Annotated in this window: 16 protein-coding genes; 15 read left to right on the top strand and 1 reads right to left on the bottom strand. The window is 67.2% G+C overall.

What is annotated here, in order from left to right:
* The first annotated feature begins 28 nt into the window (after window positions 1-28).
* The 4 genes from edd (at window position 29) to ACSX1D_RS12530 (ending at window position 5,061) form a co-directional block, all read left to right on the top strand.
* Window positions 29-1,855, top strand: a complete 1,827-nt coding sequence (gene edd / locus ACSX1D_RS12545) for a phosphogluconate dehydratase (protein ID WP_439858816.1) — start codon at window positions 29-31, stop codon at window positions 1,853-1,855.
* Complete coding sequence (locus tag ACSX1D_RS12540) at window positions 1,852-2,808, top strand: glucokinase (protein ID WP_439858815.1); 957 nt, start codon at window positions 1,852-1,854, stop codon at window positions 2,806-2,808. The genes edd and ACSX1D_RS12540 overlap by 4 nt, the downstream gene beginning before the upstream one ends.
* Before the next feature lie 71 nt (window positions 2,809-2,879).
* On the top strand, window positions 2,880-3,614 hold the full coding sequence (locus ACSX1D_RS12535) for a response regulator (protein WP_439858814.1): 735 nt from the start codon (window positions 2,880-2,882) through the stop codon (window positions 3,612-3,614).
* A complete protein-coding gene (locus ACSX1D_RS12530) occupies window positions 3,583-5,061 on the top strand; it encodes an ATP-binding protein (protein ID WP_439858813.1) in 1,479 nt (492 codons plus the stop codon). The genes ACSX1D_RS12535 and ACSX1D_RS12530 overlap by 32 nt, the downstream gene beginning before the upstream one ends.
* A gap of 46 nt (window positions 5,062-5,107) precedes the next feature.
* On the opposite strand, the gene ACSX1D_RS12525 is transcribed toward ACSX1D_RS12530, so the two are convergent.
* A complete protein-coding gene (locus tag ACSX1D_RS12525; RefSeq protein WP_439858812.1) occupies window positions 5,108-5,620 on the bottom strand; it encodes a MarR family winged helix-turn-helix transcriptional regulator in 513 nt (170 codons plus the stop codon).
* Window positions 5,621-5,697: 77 nt separating this feature from the next.
* Here ACSX1D_RS12525 and ACSX1D_RS12520 point away from each other — a divergent pair, with 77 nt between their 5' ends.
* The 11 genes from ACSX1D_RS12520 (at window position 5,698) to eno (ending at window position 17,474) form a co-directional block, all read left to right on the top strand.
* The gene (locus ACSX1D_RS12520; protein ID WP_439858811.1) at window positions 5,698-6,609 is read left to right on the top strand and encodes an EamA family transporter; all 912 of its coding nucleotides are present in this window, start codon (window positions 5,698-5,700) and stop codon (window positions 6,607-6,609) included.
* A gap of 68 nt (window positions 6,610-6,677) precedes the next feature.
* Window positions 6,678-7,295 (top strand): nitroreductase family protein, encoded by a 618-nt coding sequence (locus ACSX1D_RS12515; protein ID WP_439858810.1) that lies wholly within the window; start codon window positions 6,678-6,680, stop codon window positions 7,293-7,295.
* Window positions 7,296-7,547: 252 nt separating this feature from the next.
* Window positions 7,548-8,801 (top strand): ABC transporter substrate-binding protein, encoded by a 1,254-nt coding sequence (locus ACSX1D_RS12510; protein ID WP_439858809.1) that lies wholly within the window; start codon window positions 7,548-7,550, stop codon window positions 8,799-8,801.
* A gap of 127 nt (window positions 8,802-8,928) precedes the next feature.
* On the top strand, window positions 8,929-9,837 hold the full coding sequence (locus ACSX1D_RS12505) for a carbohydrate ABC transporter permease (protein WP_439858808.1): 909 nt from the start codon (window positions 8,929-8,931) through the stop codon (window positions 9,835-9,837).
* On the top strand, window positions 9,830-10,663 hold the full coding sequence (locus tag ACSX1D_RS12500) for a carbohydrate ABC transporter permease (protein ID WP_439858807.1): 834 nt from the start codon (window positions 9,830-9,832) through the stop codon (window positions 10,661-10,663). Before ACSX1D_RS12505 ends, ACSX1D_RS12500 begins: the two co-directional genes overlap by 8 nt.
* A 10-nt stretch (window positions 10,664-10,673) precedes the next feature.
* A complete protein-coding gene (locus ACSX1D_RS12495; RefSeq protein WP_439858806.1) occupies window positions 10,674-11,831 on the top strand; it encodes an ABC transporter ATP-binding protein in 1,158 nt (385 codons plus the stop codon).
* A 148-nt stretch (window positions 11,832-11,979) separates the two neighbouring features.
* Window positions 11,980-13,206, top strand: a complete 1,227-nt coding sequence (locus ACSX1D_RS12490) for a maltoporin (RefSeq protein ID WP_439858805.1) — start codon at window positions 11,980-11,982, stop codon at window positions 13,204-13,206.
* Window positions 13,207-13,299: 93 nt separating this feature from the next.
* On the top strand, window positions 13,300-14,145 hold the full coding sequence (locus tag ACSX1D_RS12485) for a D-hexose-6-phosphate mutarotase (protein ID WP_439858804.1): 846 nt from the start codon (window positions 13,300-13,302) through the stop codon (window positions 14,143-14,145).
* Window positions 14,146-14,525: 380 nt separating this feature from the next.
* Window positions 14,526-15,974, top strand: coding sequence for a pyruvate kinase (pyk, locus tag ACSX1D_RS12480; protein ID WP_439858803.1), 1,449 nt, complete (start codon window positions 14,526-14,528; stop codon window positions 15,972-15,974).
* Window positions 15,975-15,988: 14 nt separating this feature from the next.
* Entirely contained in the window at window positions 15,989-16,171 is a 183-nt protein-coding gene (locus tag ACSX1D_RS12475; RefSeq protein WP_439858802.1) for a hypothetical protein, read from the top strand.
* Entirely contained in the window at window positions 16,164-17,474 is a 1,311-nt protein-coding gene (eno, locus tag ACSX1D_RS12470; RefSeq protein ID WP_439858801.1) for a phosphopyruvate hydratase, read from the top strand. Before ACSX1D_RS12475 ends, eno begins: the two co-directional genes overlap by 8 nt.
* The last annotated feature ends 38 nt before the right edge of the window (window positions 17,475-17,512 follow it).

The following is a 17,512-nucleotide window of genomic DNA, read 5'->3' as shown; positions in this document are numbered from 1 at the left end:
CGCCATCCACCACCCTGGAGTCGACAACATGCATCCCCGCGTACAAGAGGTCACCGACCGCCTGATTGCCCGCAGCCGCGCCACCCGCGAGCGTTACCTGGCGATGATTCATGCGGCTGCCAGCGAAGGGCCGCAGCGCGGCAAGCTGCAGTGCGCCAATTTCGCCCACGGCGTCGCCGGTTGCGGCAGCCAGGACAAGCAGACCCTGCGCCTGATGGATGCGGCCAACGTGGCGATTGTTTCTGCTTATAACGACATGCTCTCGGCGCACCAGCCGTATCAGCACTACCCGGAGCAGATCAAGCAGGCCCTGCGCGAGGTCGGTTCGGTCGGCCAGTTCGCCGGTGGCGTGCCGGCGATGTGCGACGGGGTGACCCAGGGCGAGCCGGGCATGGAGCTGGGCATCGCCAGTCGCGAGGTGATCGCCATGTCCACCGCCGTGGCGCTGTCGCACAACATGTTCGACGCGGCGATCTACCTGGGTATCTGCGACAAGATCGTCCCGGGCCTGATGATGGGCGCGCTGCGCTTCGGCCACCTGCCGACCCTGTTCGTCCCGGCCGGACCCATGCCGTCCGGCCTGTCGAACAAGGAAAAGGCCGATGTGCGTCAGCGTTACGCCGAGGGCAAGGCGACCCGCGACGAGCTGCTGGAAGCGGAAATGGCCGCCTACCACAGCCCGGGCACCTGCACCTTCTATGGCACCGCCAACACCAACCAGCTGCTGATGGAAGTGATGGGCCTGCACCTGCCCGGTGCCTCCTTCGTCAACCCGGGTACGCCGCTGCGCGACGCCCTGACCGTCGAGGCGGCCCGGCAGATCACCCGCCTGACCAAGCAGAGCGGCCAGTTCATGCCGCTCGGCGAGATCGTCGACGAGCGCTGCCTGGTCAACTCGATCGTCGCGCTGAATGCCACCGGTGGTTCGACCAACCACACCCTGCACATGCCGGCCATCGCCCGGGCTGCGGGCATCCAGCTGACCTGGCAGGACATGGCCGACCTTTCCGAAGTGGTGCCGACCATGGCCCACGTCTATCCCAACGGCAAATCCGACATCAATCACTTCCAGGCCGCCGGTGGCATGGCCTTCCTGATTCGCGAGCTGCTCGCGGCCGGCCTGCTGCACGAGGACGTCAACACCGTGGCCGGCCACGGCCTGTCCCGCTACACCCGCGAGCCCTTCCTCGAGGACGGCCAGCTGGTCTGGAGCGATGGCCCGAGCAAGAGCCATGACGAAAGCGTGCTGCGCCCGGTGGCCAACCCGTTCTCGGCCGAAGGTGGCCTGCGCCTGATGCAGGGCAATCTCGGTCGCGGGGTGATGAAGGTCTCCGCCGTGGCGCCGGAGCACCAGGTGGTCGAGGCGCCGGCGCGGGTATTCGAAGACCAGCAGGAGCTGGCCGATGCCTTCAAGGCCGGCGAGCTGGAGCGTGACTTTGTCGCGGTCATGCGTTTCCAGGGGCCGCGTAGCAACGGCATGCCCGAGCTGCACAAGATGACCCCGTTCCTCGGCGTGCTGCAGGATCGCGGCTTCAAGGTGGCGCTGGTCACCGACGGGCGCATGTCCGGTGCCTCGGGCAAGATCCCGGCGGCCATCCATGTCTGCCCCGAAGCCTTCGACGGCGGCCCGCTGGCGCGGGTGCGCGACGGCGACGTGATTCGCGTCGACGGCAAGACCGGCGAGCTGCGGGTGCTAGTCGAGGACGCCGAGCTGGCGGCGCGTGAGCCGGCGATCGACACCCTGAACAATGCCGTGGGCTGCGGTCGTGAGCTGTTCTCCTTCATGCGCCTGGCCTTCAGCTCGGCCGAGCAGGGCGCCAGCGCCTTCACCAGCAGCCTGGAGTCGCTGAAGTGAAACTGGCGCTGGTCGGCGATATCGGCGGGACCAATGCGCGCTTCGCCCTGTGGCGCGACGAGCAGCTGGAGTCGGTGCGGGTGCTGGCCACCGCCGACTACCCGGGGCCGGAGGCGGCCATCGGTGCCTACCTGGCCGAGCTGGAGCTGCCGCTCGGCGCGGTGGATTCGGTGTGCCTGGCCTGTGCCGGGCCGGTCAGCGGTGATGAGTTCCGCTTCACCAACAACCACTGGCGCCTCAGTCGCGCGGCGTTCTGCGAGACCCTGCAGGTGCGCGAGCTGCTGCTGGTCAATGACTTCTCCGCCATGGCCCTGGGCATGACCCGCCTGCGCGAGGACGAGCGCCGCCTGGTCTGCCCGGGCCAGCCCGAGGCGCACCGGCCCTGCGTGGTGATCGGCCCCGGCACCGGCCTGGGCGTCGGCACCCTGCTGGAGCTGGCCGACGGCAGCTGGCTGGCCTTGCCGGGCGAGGGCGGTCACGTCGACCTGCCGATCGGCAGTCCGCGCGAGGCCCAGTTGTGGCAGCAGCTGTATGCCCAGCTCGGCCATGTGCGCGCCGAGGACGTGCTCAGCGGCGGCGGCCTGCTGACGCTCTATCGCGCCGTCTGTGCCCTGGATGGCCATGAGCCGCGCCTGCACTCGCCGGCCGAGATCACCGCGGCGGCGCTGGCCGGCGAAGCCGTCGCCCTGCAGGTGATCGAGCAGTTCTGCTGCTGGCTCGGCCGCGCCGCCGGCAACAACGTGCTGAGCCTGGGCGGGCGTGGCGGCGTCTACATAGTCGGCGGCGTGGTGCCGCGCTTCGCCGAGCTGTTCCTGGCCAGTGGCTTTGCTCGCAGCCTGCGTGACAAGGGGGTCATGAGCCCGTATTTCGACGGGATTCCGGTGTGGCTGGTGACCGCCGAATATCCGGGGTTGATGGGCGCCGGTGTGGCCTTGCAGCAGGCCTCTGTGTAGGCTGCGCCGTGTGCACCGCCTGTGGGTGCCGGTGCGCATCGCGCACCCTACAAGAATGAGGAAGGCCCGCTGTGAGTCAGCCCGGAAAATCCATTCTGCTGGTCGATGACGACCAGGAAATTCGCGAGCTGTTGCACACCTACCTGAGCCGCGCCGGCTTCCAGGTGCGCACGGTCGGCGATGGCGCGGCCTTTCGCCAGGGGCTGAGCGCCGAGCCGGCGGATTTGGTGATCCTCGATGTGATGCTGCCCGACGAGGACGGCTTCAGCCTGTGCCGCTGGGTGCGCGAGCACCAGCGTTTCGCCCAGGTGCCGGTGATCATGCTCACCGCCAGTTCCGACGAGGCCGACCGGGTCATCGGCCTGGAACTGGGTGCCGACGACTACCTGGGCAAGCCGTTCAGCCCGCGCGAATTGCTGGCGCGGATCAAGGCGTTGCTGCGCCGCGCGCACTTCAGCCAGGAGCGCGGCGGCGAGGTGCTGGCCTTCGACGAGTGGCGCCTGGACATGGTCAGCCACCGCCTGTTCCACGCCGACGGCGAGGAGGTGATCCTCTCCGGCGCCGACTTCGCCCTGCTCAAGCTGTTCCTCGATCATCCGCAGCAGATTCTCGACCGCGACACCATCGCCAACGCCACCCGCGGCCGCGAGGTGATGCCGCTCGAGCGCATCGTCGACATGGCGGTCAGTCGCCTGCGCCAGCGCCTGCGCGATACGGACAAGCCGTCGCGGCTGATCCGCACGGTGCGTGGCAGCGGCTACCTGCTGGCGGCCAATGTCACGCCCCATCTCGGTGATGTCCATTAACCTGCGCCGGCTTCTGCCGGTGCCGCGCTCGCTGCTGGCGCGCATGCTGCTGCTGACCCTGCTGGTGGTGCTGCTGGCCCAGGCCTTGTCCAGCGTCATCTGGGTGTCGCAGTTGCGCGCCAGCCAGATGGAGGGGCTGCTCACCAGCGCGCGCAGTCTGGCCCAGTCGATGGCCGCCAGCGTCAGCTACTTCCGTTCGCTGCCCCTGGGCTACCGGCCGCTGGTGCTCGACCAGCTGCGCAACATGGGCGGCACGCGCTTCTTCGTCTCGCTCAACGACAAGCCGCTGAGCATGCAGGTGTTGCCGCAGACGCCCCGCAAGCGCGCGGTGCTCGATGCGGTGGACGCGACCCTGCGCGAGCGCCTGGGCAAGGACCTGGACCTGCTGGTGCAGTTCGTCAGCCCCGAGGATCTGCTGATCTTCAACAGCGCCCTGAAGCTCGACCAGTTGCCGCGTTCCTGGGCCCACTATGCCTTGAGCCTGGAGCCGCTGAATCCACCGGTGCTGGTCACCCAGATCCAGATCGCGCCGAACGAGTGGCTGTACCTCGCCTCGCTGATGCCCGAGCCCTACGTCAGCCTGGAGCAGCAGGGGCTGCCGGCCCAGCAGCTGTGGTTCATCATCCTCACCAGCAGCTTCCTGCTGCTGTTCATCGGTCTGCTGGTGCATTGGCAGAGCCGACCGCTCAAGCGTCTGGCAGTGGCGGCGCGGGAGATGTCCCTGGGCAGCGAGGTCGAACCGCTGCCCGAGGCCGGCGGCAGCGAGGTGGTAGAGGTCAGTCGCGCCTTCAACAGCATGCGCGAGCGCATCGGCCGCTACCTGCGCGAGCGCAGCCAGCTGTTCAGCGCCATCTCCCACGACCTGCGCACACCGATCACCCGCCTGCGCCTGCGTGTCGAGCTGCTCGACGACGAGCAGTTGCAGGCCAAGTTCGGTCGCGATCTGGATGAGCTGGAGATGCTGGTCAAGGGCGCGCTGCAGTGCGTCAAGGACACCGACATCCATGAGAACATCGAGCCGGTCGACCTCAACTACCTGCTCAACTGCGTGATCGAACCCTACCTGGCCCCGGCCGGCAATGGCCGGGTGACCTTGGATGGCCAGGCCCTGGCCAGCTATCCGGGCAAGCCCCTGGCGCTCAAGCGCTGCATCGGCAACCTAGTGGACAACGCGCTGAAGTACGGCGAACGGGCCCACCTGCATATCGAGGACGATGCCCGCACGTTCGTCCTGCACGTCGATGACGAAGGGCCGGGGGTGCCGGAACAGCGCCTGGAGCAGGTGTTCGAACCGCACTTTCGCCTGGCCGGGCAGCAGCAGGGCTATGGCCTGGGCCTGGGCATCGCGCGCAATATCGCCCATAGCCACGGTGGCGAGCTGAGCCTGCGCAACCTGCGCGAGGGCGGTCTGCGGGTGACCCTGACATTGCCGCGCCATGCCGAGTGAGGCGCAGCGGCCCTAGGCCGCCGAACGCCCGGGGCGCGCCTGGCCGTCAGTCGCGTGCCGGCTCCAGTACCGACAACAGCCGGACCAGGCTGGCATCCAGTGCCGCCTGCTCGGCGGCGTCCAGCGGCGCCATGATCCTGTGCTCGTTCTCCACATGGGCCGTCACCGCGCGGTCGATCAGCGCCTTGCCGTCGTCGGTCAGCCTCACCAGCAGGCTGCGTGCATCGTCGGGATTGGCCTCGCGCTGCACCCAGCCGTTGGCTTCGAGGCTCTTCAGGCGATGGGTCATGGTGCCCGAGGTGACCATCAGGGTGGCGAACAGCTCGGTCGGTGCCAGGCGGAAGGGGGCGCCGGCACGCCTTAGGGTCGCCAGCACGTCGAACTCCCAGAAACTCAGCCCGAAGGCCGCGAAGGTCTCGTCCAGGCGGCGGCCGAGCAGGGTCGAGCAACGCTTGAGGCGGCCGATGGTGCCCATCGGCCCGAGCTGCAGGTCCGGGCGCTCGCGGCGCCACTGCTCGATGATGGCGTCCACCGCGTCCGGTCGTCGATCTGTGCTCATCGGATACCCCTGTTTGTCTTGATGTCAAGATTGTTGTGTGCGAGGCTCTGATTTTATCTTGAATTGAAGGTAATTGCATGAGCCGCAAGCAAACCTCCGTGTCCTGGGTCGATGTGCTGATCACCGCGCTGGCGCCGGCCATCTGGGGCTCGACCTATATCGTCACCACCGAACTGCTGCCGCCGGACCGGCCCTTCACGGCCGCGTTGCTGCGCACCTTGCCGGCGGGGCTGCTGCTGGTGCTGTACAGCCGCCACTGGCCCGGTCGTGCGACCTGGCCGCGCCTGGCGGTGCTCGCGGCGCTGAATATCGGCTTCTTCCAGGCCCTGCTGTTCGTGGCCGCCTACCGTTTGCCCGGCGGCCTGGCGGCCGTGGTCGGGGCGCTGCAGCCGCTGCTGGTGATGGGCCTGGTGTGGAGCCTGGACGGCCGCCGCCCGGCCAACCTGGCCCTGGGGGCTGGCGCGCTGGGGGTGGCCGGCATGGCGGCGCTGCTGTTGTCGCCGGGGGCCGCCTGGGATTCGCTCGGCATCGCCGCGGCCTTTGTCGGCACCGCCTGCATGGCGACCGGCACCTATCTGGCGCGGCGCTGGCGGCCCGAGGTGCCGCTGCTGGCGTTCACTGGATGGCAGTTGCTGCTGGGCGGGCTGTTGCTGGCGCCGGTGGCTTGGAGCCTCGATCCGCCGTTGCCGAGCCTGAGCCTCAGCCAGTGGCTGGCCTATGCCTACCTGTCGCTGTTCGGTGCGCTGCTGGCCTATGCCCTGTGGTTCCGCGGCATCGCTCGGCTGACGCCGGTCGCGGTGTCCTCGCTGGGCCTGCTCAGCCCGCTGACCGCGGTGGTCCTCGGCTGGGCGCTGCTCGGCCAGAGCATGACCGGCCTGTCGCTGTTGGGGCTGGTGGCGGTGCTCGGCAGCATCCTGGCGGTGCAGTGGGCTTCAGCGGCCCCGGTTCCAGTGCCGCCGGCCGCGCCGGCCGCACAACTGCAGCGCTGATCGGCAACCTTGGCCGGGCGTGTCGTCGCGCTGCGGCCTTCATCATCCATCGTCAGAGGAGAACCTCCATGTCCGACTTCATCAAGCAGCTCATCGAGTCCCGCGTATCGACCGGTCGCTACGACAGCAGTCGCGACCTGTCGGACGAACAGGTCAGCGAACTGGTGCGCCTGGCCGCCCGCGCGCCATCGGCCTACAACCTGCAGAACTGGAAGTTCATCGCCGTGCGCAGCGCCGAGGCCAAGGCGCGCCTGCACGGGGCCGCCTACGGCCAGCAGCAGGTGCTCGATGCCCCGGTCACCTACATCGTCTGCGGCACCCTGCAGGCCCATGAGGGGCTCGCGCGGGCGCTGCAGCCCTCGGTCGCGGCCGGCATCCTGGATCAGGCGCTGGTCGAGGGCTGGGTCGCCGCGGCCACCGGCTCGCACCGGGGCAACCCGCAGCTGCAGCGTGACGAGGCGCTGCGTTCGGCCTCCCTGGCGGCCATGACCCTGATGCTGGCCGCCGCGGGCATGGGCCTGGCGACCGGGCCCATGAGCGGCTTCGACGCCGCTGCGGTGGCGCGCGAGTTCGACCTGGCGGCCAATGAGATTCCGGTGATCCTGGTCACCGCCGGCTACCCGGCCCCGGGCAACTGGCCGCAGAAGCCGCGCAAGCCGTTGCCCGAGGTCATGGCGTTCGCCTGAACCCTCGCCGCGGTGCTCCGATTGGCCCGGAACGATCCGAACAGGTCGCCCGGGCCTTACTGCCTGTGCAGCCAGGCACTCGAATGGCTGGAGTGTGGCAGGGGCGCGCCTTTGTAACGAGCCTGTGACCTTTGTGCATCCCTTCGTTACCCTGCGAGGTCTGGTCCCTGGATAGAATCCAACGCAGCGCAAGCACCAGACTTGCCCGTGGATCACATCAATCCCGTGGATAACAACAAAAAGGTACTGTTCATGAACGCGTTCTCCCGCCTGACAACCGCTATTTCCCTTGCCTACCTGCTGCCACTGGCCGCCCACGCCGGTGAAGTCGAAGTGCTGCACTGGTGGACCTCCGGTGGCGAGAAGCGCGCCGCCGATACCCTGCAGAAACTGGTCGAAGAGAAAGGGCATACCTGGAAGGACTTCGCCGTCGCCGGTGGCGGTGGCGAGGCGGCCATGACCGTGCTGAAGACCCGCGCCGTTTCCGGTAACCCGCCGGCCGCCGCGCAGATCAAGGGGCCGGATATCCAGGAGTGGGGCGAGCTGGGCCTGCTCACCGAGCTCAACGGCGTCGCCAAGGAGCAGCAGTGGGACACGCTGCTGCCGGAGCAGGTGACCCAGGTGATGAAGTACGACGGCGACTATGTCGCGGTGCCGGTCAACGTGCACCGGGTCAACTGGCTGTGGATCAACCCCGAAGTCTTCGCCCAGGCCGGCGCCACGCCGCCGACCACCCTCGACGAGTTCTTCGCCGCCGCAGAAAAGCTCAAGGCCGCCGGCTTCATCCCCGTGGCCCATGGCGGCCAGCCCTGGCAGGACGCCACGGTGTTCGAGGACCTGGTGTTCAGCGTCCTCGGCGCGGAAGGCTTCCGCAAGGCCTTCGTCGAGCAGGATGAGGCGACCCTGACCGGGCCGAAGATGGTCGAGGCCTTCGCCGCCCTGAAGAAGCTGCGCGACTACATCGACGCCAACGCCGCCGGCCGCGACTGGAACACCGCCACTGGCCTGGTGATCAACGGCAAGGCCGGCATGCAGGTGATGGGCGACTGGGCCAAGAGCGAATGGACCGCGGCCGGCAAGGTCCCGGGCAAGGACTATCAGTGCCTGCCGTTCCCCGGCACCCAGGGCAGCTTCGCCTACAACATCGATTCGCTGGCCATGTTCAGGCTGAGCGACGAGGACAACCGCAAGGCCCAGGCGGACCTGGCGCGTACCGTCATGTCGCCGCAGTTCCAGGAGTTCTTCAACCTCAACAAGGGCTCGATCCCGGTGCGCCTGGACCAGGATATGAGCGCCTTCGACGCCTGCGCGCAAGCCTCCATGACCGACTTCAAGGAGGCGGCCGGCAACGGCGGTCTGCAGCCGAGTCTGGCCCACGGCATGGCCGCTTCCAGCTACGTGCAGGGCGCGGTGTTCGATGTGGTGACCAACTTCTTCAACGACCCGCAAGGCGACCCGCAGCGCGCCGCGCAGCAACTGGCCGCCGCGATCAAGGCTGTGCAGTAAGGCAGCCCCGGCCGTCGGCCAAGCCGGCGGCTCTCTCCAGGTGACTCGAGTATCCCGGTGCGGTGAAAACCGCGCCGTGGATAGTTGCGCCCTGAATCTGTTCCTCCCGACGTGATGGACCTGTGTTATGAGCTCAATCGCAGTCTTTACCAAGGCATCAAAGCTGGATGCATTGCAGCGCTGGCTGCCGAAGCTGGTGCTGTCGCCGAGCATGCTGATCATTACGGTCGGCTTCTACGGCTACATCCTGTGGACCCTGCTGCTGTCGTTCACCAACTCGCGCTTCATGCCCAGCTACAAGTGGGTCGGCCTGGAGCAGTACCAGCGCCTGCTGGACAACGACCGCTGGTGGGTGGCGAGCAAGAACCTGATGGTGTTCGGTGGCCTGTTCATTGCCATCAGCCTGGTGCTAGGCGTGCTCCTGGCGGTGCTGCTGGATCAGCGCATCCGCCGCGAAGGGTTCATCCGCACCATCTTCCTCTACCCGATGGCGCTGTCGATGATCGTCACCGGCACCGCCTGGAAGTGGCTGCTCAATCCCGGCCTGGGCCTGGACAAGCTGCTGCGCGACTGGGGTTGGGAAGGTGTTCGGTTCGACTGGCTGGTGGACCCGCAGTACGTGGTGTACTGCCTGGTGATGGCAGCGGTGTGGCAGGCCTCGGGCTTCGTCATGGCGCTGTTCCTGGCCGGCCTGCGCGGCGTCGACCAGTCGATCATCCGCGCCGCCCAGGTGGATGGCGCCAGCCTGCCGGCGATCTACCTGCGCATCGTCCTGCCGAGCCTCGGCCCGGTGTTCTTCAGCGCCCTGATGATCCTCGCCCATATCGCGATCAAGAGCTTCGACCTGGTCGCCTCGATGACCGCGGGCGGTCCGGGCTACTCCTCCGACCTGCCGGCGATGTTCATGTACGCCCACACCTTCACCCGCGGCCAGATGGGCCTCGGCGCCGCCAGCGCGATCCTGATGCTCGGCGCGGTGCTGGCGATCCTGGTGCCGTACCTGTACTCCGAACTGAGGAACAAGCGCCATGATTAAGCGTGCCTTGACTCCGGGCCGTGTGGCCATCTACGCGACCCTGCTGGTGGCCTGCGCGGTCTACCTGATTCCGCTGGTGATCATGTTGCTCACCAGCTTCAAGACCCCGGACGACATCCGCACCGGCAACCTGTTGTCCTGGCCCGAGCTGTTCACCGCGATCGGCTGGGTCAAGGCCTGGGACAGCGTCGGCGGCTACTTCTGGAACTCGGTGAAGATCACCGTGCCGGCGGTGCTGATCTCGACCCTGCTCGGCGCCCTCAACGGCTACGTGCTGGCCATGTGGCGCTTCCGCGGTTCGCAGCTGTTCTTCGGCCTGCTGCTGTTCGGCTGCTTCCTGCCGTTCCAGGTGGTGCTGCTGCCGGCGTCCTTCACCCTCGGCCAGCTCGGCCTGGCCAATACCACCAGCGGCCTGGTGCTGATCCACGTGGTCTACGGCCTGGCCTTCACCACGCTGTTCTTCCGCAACTACTACGTGAGCATCCCCGATGCCCTGGTGCGCGCGGCGCGCCTGGACGGCGCGGGTTTCTTCACCATCTTCGGCAAGATCCTGCTGCCGATGTCGGTGCCGATCATCATGGTCTGCCTGATCTGGCAGTTCACCCAGATCTGGAACGACTTCCTCTTCGGTGTGGTGTTCGCCAGTGGCGACACCCAGCCCATCACCGTGGCGCTGAACAACCTGGTCAACACCAGCACCGGGGTCAAGGAATACAACGTCGACATGGCCGCGGCGATGATCGCCGGCTTGCCCACCCTGGTGGTCTACGTGCTGGCCGGTAAGTACTTTTTGCGCGGGCTGACTGCCGGCGCCGTCAAAGGTTGAGGACACAACAATGGCAACCCTCGAACTACGCAACGTCAACAAGTCCTACGGCAGCGGCCTGGCGGACACCCTGAAGAACATCGAACTGTCCATCGACTCGGGCGAGTTCCTGATCCTGGTGGGGCCGTCCGGCTGCGGCAAGTCGACCCTGATGAACTGCATCGCCGGCCTGGAGGACGTTAGCGGCGGGGCGATCCTGGTGGACGGCGACGACATCAGCGGCAAGAGCCCCAAGGACCGCGACATCGCCATGGTGTTCCAGTCCTACGCCCTGTACCCGACCATGAGCGTGCGCGACAACATCGCCTTCGGCCTGAAGATCCGCAAGATGGCCCCGGCGGCGATCGAGGAGGAGGTGGCGCGGGTGGCCAAGCTGCTGCAGATCGAACACCTGCTGAGCCGCAAGCCCGGCCAGCTGTCCGGTGGCCAGCAGCAGCGCGTGGCCATGGGCCGGGCCCTGGCGCGGCGGCCGAAGATCTACCTGTTCGACGAGCCGCTGTCCAACCTGGACGCCAAGTTGCGGGTGGAGATGCGCACCGAGATCAAGCTGATGCATCAGCGCCTGAAGACCACCACGGTCTACGTCACCCACGACCAGATCGAGGCCATGACCCTGGGCGACAAGGTGGCGGTGATGAAGGACGGCATCATCCAGCAGTTCGGCACCCCGCAGCAGATCTACAACGACCCGGCCAACCTGTTCGTGGCGAGCTTCATCGGTTCGCCGCCGATGAACTTCATTCCCCTGCGCCTGCAGCGCCGCGACGGCCAGATGGTCGCGCGCCTGGACAGCGGTCAGGCGCGTTGCGAGTTGCCCCTGGGGGCGATGCCGGCAGGCAGCGAGGAGCGCGAGTTGATCCTCGGCATTCGTCCCGAGCAGATCCAGGTGTCGGCTGCCGAGGGCGCTGCGCTGCCGTCGATCCTCGCCGAGGTCGAGGTCACCGAGCCCACCGGGCCGGACACCCTGGTGTTCGTCAATCTCAACCAGACCAAGGTCTGCTGCCGCCTGGCCCCAGACCTGGCGCCGCGTGAAGGGCAGAGCCTGACGCTGCAGTTCGACCCGAGCAAGGTGCTGCTGTTCGACGCCCAGAGCGGCGAGCGTGTGCAGCATGGCGCGGCCGCGCTCAGCGAACCGCCGGTCAAGGTCGCGCAGTTCAAGGGGCGTTGAGCGGGCGCCCGGAATTCATCCGGGCGCTGCGTTTCGTGCCAGTCCGTGCAATGCGAAGCAACAGGCTCGTTGGTGCGACTGCCGTATGGGCGCGCCGCGAGTGGCTGTAAGGCAAGTTCTGACCATAACAACAAGAAGGAGTGGATGGATGAAAGCAGCGAAGAGTCTTGGCCTGGCGGTAACCCTGGCCTATCTGGCAGCACCGGGTTCGGCGTCGGCCCTGGAGTTCAGCGGCTATGTGCGTAGCGGCGCCGGCAGTTCCGACGGCGATCGGCAGTCGTGCTTCCAGTTGCCCGGCGCCCAGTCGAAGTTCCGCCTCGGCAACGAGTGCGAGCAGTACGCCGAACTGGACCTGCGCCAGGACCTGCTGACCCTGGACGATGGCTCGGTGGTCAGCGTCGAGGGCATGGCGCAGTTGTTCAACGAGTACGGGCATACCCCGAAGTTCACCGGTGACCATGGTTTCACGCGGATGTCGCAGGCCTATGCCGAGTGGAGCAAGGTGCCGGCGCTGAACGGCGGCTCGTTGTGGGCGGGGCGGCGCTACTACAAGCGCAACGACATCCATATCAGCGACTTCTTCTACTGGAACCAGAGCGCCACCGGCGCCGGCATCGAGAACTACGAGCTGGGCGGGCTGAAGTACAGCTACGCCTTCTCGCGCAAGGACAGCGTGTTCCAGAAGGAATACATCAACCGCCACGACTTCAACGTCGCCGGCTTCGACACCAACCCCAATGGCGAGCTGGAATTCGGCCTGAGCTTCATCGACAAGCCGCGCCACATCGAGGGCGCCCACAGCGGCTGGTCGATCACCGCCCAGCACAAGCAGAAGGACTTCCTCGACCTCGGCGGCACCAACACCCTGGCCCTGCAGTACGGTCCCGGCCCGGGCACCGCCCTGGGCTCGACCGGCGACGTGATGCTCGATGACAGCGCCAAGCGCTATCGCCTGGTGGAGCACTTCGACTGGCAGATCACCCCGCGCCTGGGCGGCCAGTTCCTGGTGGTGTACCAGAAGGACGAGCGCGCCAACCAGGACGACGAGAACTGGCTGTCGGTCGGCGGGCGTACCAGCTATGCCTTCACCGAGCGGTTCAAGCTGGTCGGCGAGCTGGGCCACGATCAGGTCGATGCCAGCGGCGGCACGCGCAAGCTGAGCAAGTTCACCGTGGCGCCGACCTGGTCGCCGGCCGGACCGGGCTTCTGGGCCCGTCCCGAGTTCCGCCTGTACTACACCTACGCGACCTGGAACCAGGCGGCCCAGGATGCCGCCAGCCAGATGGCGGCCGGCTCGGCACTCTCCGACAGCGGCGTGTTCGGCAGTGCCCGGCATGGCTCCAACTTCGGCGCCCAGGTCGAGTACTGGTGGTAATGGCTATGCGGGAAGACAACGATGCCGGCGCTTAGCGCGCGGCGTCGCCCCGGCTTGCCGCCGGGTGAGTCGTCAACTCAGCCAGGGGGTGCTTTGGAGCACCCTCTGGCTGGGCTGTTTCTGTCCTCCGGCGGGTCTTCGCCGCGCTGGCTGACGCACCAGGGCCGCGAGCTGCTGCTGGTCGAGCACCCGCTCTGCCAGGCGGTGTTCAGTCGCCAGGGCGCGCAGCTGCTGCACTTCCAGCCGCGCGGCGACAGGCCCTGGCTGTGGTGCGCCAGTCGCTGGCAGCCCCATGGGGCGATTCGCGGCGGGGTGCCGATCTGTTGGCCCTGGTTCGGTCGTCACCCGACCGAGCCTGGCTGGCCGTCCCATGGTTGGGCGCGGCTGAGCGACTGGCAGCTGCTGCTCAGCGAAAGTCATGAGCAGGGCGTGCGCCTGCACTGGCAGCTGGAGCTGTGCGACTGGCAGGTGACGCTGGAGGCGGAGCTGGGCGCCGAGCTCAGGCTGCGCCTGGTCACCCGGCACGCGGACAGCGAGCCTTGTCTGTTGAGTCACGCCCTGCATGCCTACTGGCGGGTCGGCGATGTGGCGCAGGTGGGGCTGCTCGGCCTGGATGGCGCGCCGGGTTACGACCTGCTGGCGCGCGCCGACTGCCTGCAGGGCGGCGTGCTGCGCATCGACGATGGCTGCCACCGGATCTTCCGTCGCGGCGGCCAGCTGCAGCTGCAGGATCCGGCCTGGCAGCGGCGCCTCCTGGTGGATACCTCCGGGGGTGCCAACAGCGTGGTCTGGCATCCCGGCAGTCGTCCCCTGACCGATGTCGGCTGGAACGAGGCGCTGGGCTTTCTCTGTGTCGAGGCGGCCAGCTGCGGACCCGACAGCCTGAGCCTCGCGGCCGGCGAAGAAGGGCTGCTGAGCCTGCACGCCCGCCGGGGCTGATGCCCTGGCGCCACTGGTTTCTCGCTTCGCGTCGGCGGCATCCAGCCCGCCGGCGCCCCTTTCCTTGCACTGCTTCCTGCATCGCCTGCATCCGCCATCCCGTTGCCTGGGGCGGGACGGTCGCACTTGATCCGCAACGTGCATGCGCTCGGTCGCGCCGTAGCCGGTGTTCGGCTGCTTGTCGCGTTCATGTTGTTTTTATTACAACATTTTATCTTGATTAATGTATTTGATCCGAGTATCAATAGCACAGTTTGATAAAGCAACCATTTTGGCGAGGCGTATTGGTCAGCAGTCGCGTGCCGTGCCTTGGTGCCTGTCCGGCCTGCTCGGGTCTCGGTTTGCTCGTTCGCCACACCTGTCTTTGAGGACACTCAGCTATGCAGCGAAGAACAAAAATTGTCGCCACCCTGGGTCCGGCCACACAGAGTGCCGAGGCCATCGAAGGCCTGGTGCTCGCCGGTGTCGACGTGGTGCGTCTGAACTTCTCCCATGGCAGTGCCGAGGATCACATCGCCCGCGCCGACCTGGTGCGTGAGATGGCCCGCAAGCATGGGCGCTTCGTCGCCGTGCTGGCCGACCTGCAAGGGCCGAAGATCCGCATCGCCCGCTTCGCCGCAGGCAAGGTGCAGCTGAGCAAGGGCCAGGTCTTCGTCCTCGATGCCGGGCTGGACAAGAGCGCCGGCGACGAGCATGGCGTCGGCATCGATTACGAGGCGCTGATCAACGACAGTCGGCCTGACGACATCCTGCTGCTGGACGATGGTCGCATCGAGCTCAAGGTGTTGCGCGTCGAGGGCAGCAAGCTGTTCTGCGAGGTGCTGGTCGGTGGCCCGCTGTCCAACAACAAGGGCATCAACCGCAAGGGTGGCGGTCTCTCGGCGGCGGCGCTGACCGACAAGGACTGCGAGGACATCCGCACCGCCGCGCAGATGCAGGTCGACTACCTGGCGGTGTCCTTTCCCCGCGATGCCGCCGACATGCAGCTGGCCCGCCGACTGCTGCGCGAGGCGGGCGGCGAAGCCGGCCTGGTCGCCAAGATCGAGCGGGCCGAGACGGTCAATGACCTGAGCGTGCTGGACGCGATCATCGAGGCCTCGGAAGGCGTGATGGTGGCGCGCGGCGACCTGGGCGTGGAGATCGGCGATGCCGAGCTGGTGGCGGTGCAGAAGCTGATCATCGAGCGTGCCCGGACCCTGAACCGGATCGTGATCACCGCGACGCAGATGATGGAGTCGATGATTACCCAGTCGATGCCCACACGCGCCGAGGTGTTCGACGTGGCCAACGCCGTGCTCGATGGCACCGATGCGGTGATGCTGTCGGCCGAGACCGCCGCCGGCGCCTATCCGGTCGAAACCGTGCAGGCCATGGGACGGGTGATAGTCGGGGCGGAGAAGCATCCGCACAGCCATCGCTCCAAGCACCGCATGGACGAGGTGTTCCACAAGATCGACGAGTCGATCGCCATGGCCGCCATGTACGCGGCCAACCACCTGCACGGGGTCAAGGCGATCATCTGCATGACCGAGAGCGGCGACACGCCGCGGCTGATGTCGCGGATTCGTTCGCACCTGCCGATCTACGCCTTCTCGCGCAACCCGCGCACGCAGAACCGGGTGGCGCTGTTCCGCGGCGTGCAGACCATTCCATTCGATAGCGACAGTTTCCCGGTGGGCGAGGTCAATGCCCGCGCCGTCGACGAGCTGGTGCGTCGCGGCGTCGTCGAGACCGGTGATCACCTGCTGATTTCGCGCGGCGACTACGCCAATGCGCAGGGCGGCACCAATTGCCTGCGGGTGATCCGCGTGGGCGACCCCATTTGCTGAGCGAGGAGCTGAGAGTGAGCAATTCCAACAGGCATGACCAGCGTGGCCAGGGTGTCGCGGACGGCGAGCCAAGCTGGCCGCGGGACTTCGATTTTCGCGAATCCTATGCCGAGCAGCGCGAGCTGCTCGATGGGGCGCCCTGCGCGGCGCTGACTGCAACTTCTACTTCAACCAAGGGTGCCGAACGCCATGAGTAAAGATTCTCTGATCCAGCAGGTTGCCGCCTACGAGATCCTCGATTCGCGCGGCAATCCCACCGTCGAGGCGGTGGTGACCCTGGCCGGTGGCGCAGTGGGCGTCGCCAGCGTGCCGTCCGGCGCCTCCACCGGCACCCGTGAGGCCCTGGAGCTGCGCGACGGCGCCGCGCGTTACAAGGGCAAGGGCGTGCTGTGTGCGGTGGCCAATGTCAACGGCGCCATCCGCGAGGGCGTGCTGGGCCTGGATGCGCTGGATCAACGGCAGGTCGACGAGGCGATGCTGGCCCTGGACGGCACCGAGAGCAAGGCCGAGCTGGGCGCCAACGCGATCCTCGCGGTCTCCCTGGCTACCGCCAGGGCGGCGGCCGCGGTGCAGGGGTTGCCGCTGTACGAGCATCTGGCCGCCCTCTATGGCGCGCCGGGCACCTTCAGCATGCCGGTGCCGATGATGAACATTCTCAACGGCGGCGAGCACGCGGACAACAACGTCGACATCCAGGAGTTCATGATCCAGCCGGTCAGCGCCGGCTCCTTCAGCGAGGCGCTGCGCATGGGGGCGGAAATCTTCCACACCCTCAAGCAGGTGCTGAGCGAGCGTGGCCTGAGCACCGCGGTGGGCGACGAGGGCGGTTTCGCCCCCTCGCTCAGTAGCAACGAGGAGGCCCTGGTGGTGATCCAGCAGGCGGTCGAGCGCGCCGGCTATGTGCTTGGCCAGGACGTTACCCTGGCCCTCGATTGCGCGGCCTCGGAGTTCTACCACGACGGCCGCTACGTGCTGGCGGGCGAGGGCAAGAGCTTCGATTCCGCCGGTTTCGCCGACTACCTGGCCGGCCTGTGCGAGCGCTATCCGATCGTCTCGATCGAGGATGGCATGGACGAAAGCGACTGGGCCGGCTGGGCCTGCCTGACCGAGAAAATCGGCAAGCGCGTGCAACTGGTCGGCGACGACCTGTTCGTCACCAATACACGCATCCTCAAGGAGGGCATCCAGCGCGGCATCGGCAACTCGATCCTGATCAAGTTCAACCAGATCGGCACGCTGAGCGAGACCTTCGACGCCATCCGCATGGCCCAGGAGGCCGGCTACACGGCGGTGATTTCCCATCGCTCCGGCGAAACCGAGGACACCACCATCGCCGATCTGGCCGTCGCCACCTGTGCCGGGCAGATCAAGACCGGCTCGCTGTGCCGTTCCGACCGGGTCGGCAAGTACAACCAGCTGCTGCGCATCGAGCAGGCGCTGCAGGGGCGCGCCAACTACAGTGGCGAATGGTTGCTCGCCAATCTGCGCGCTGGCGCCTAGCAGGGGACCACCGGCGGCTGCCGGGTCGCCATTGTCGT

This window comes from Pseudomonas sp. MBLB4136 (assembly GCF_051904765.1).
In the GTDB taxonomy this organism is placed as follows: Bacteria; Pseudomonadota; Gammaproteobacteria; order Pseudomonadales; family Pseudomonadaceae; genus Aquipseudomonas.
Note: the sequence above shows the minus strand (reverse complement) of the source record. Positions and strands in the feature narration are given on the sequence as shown.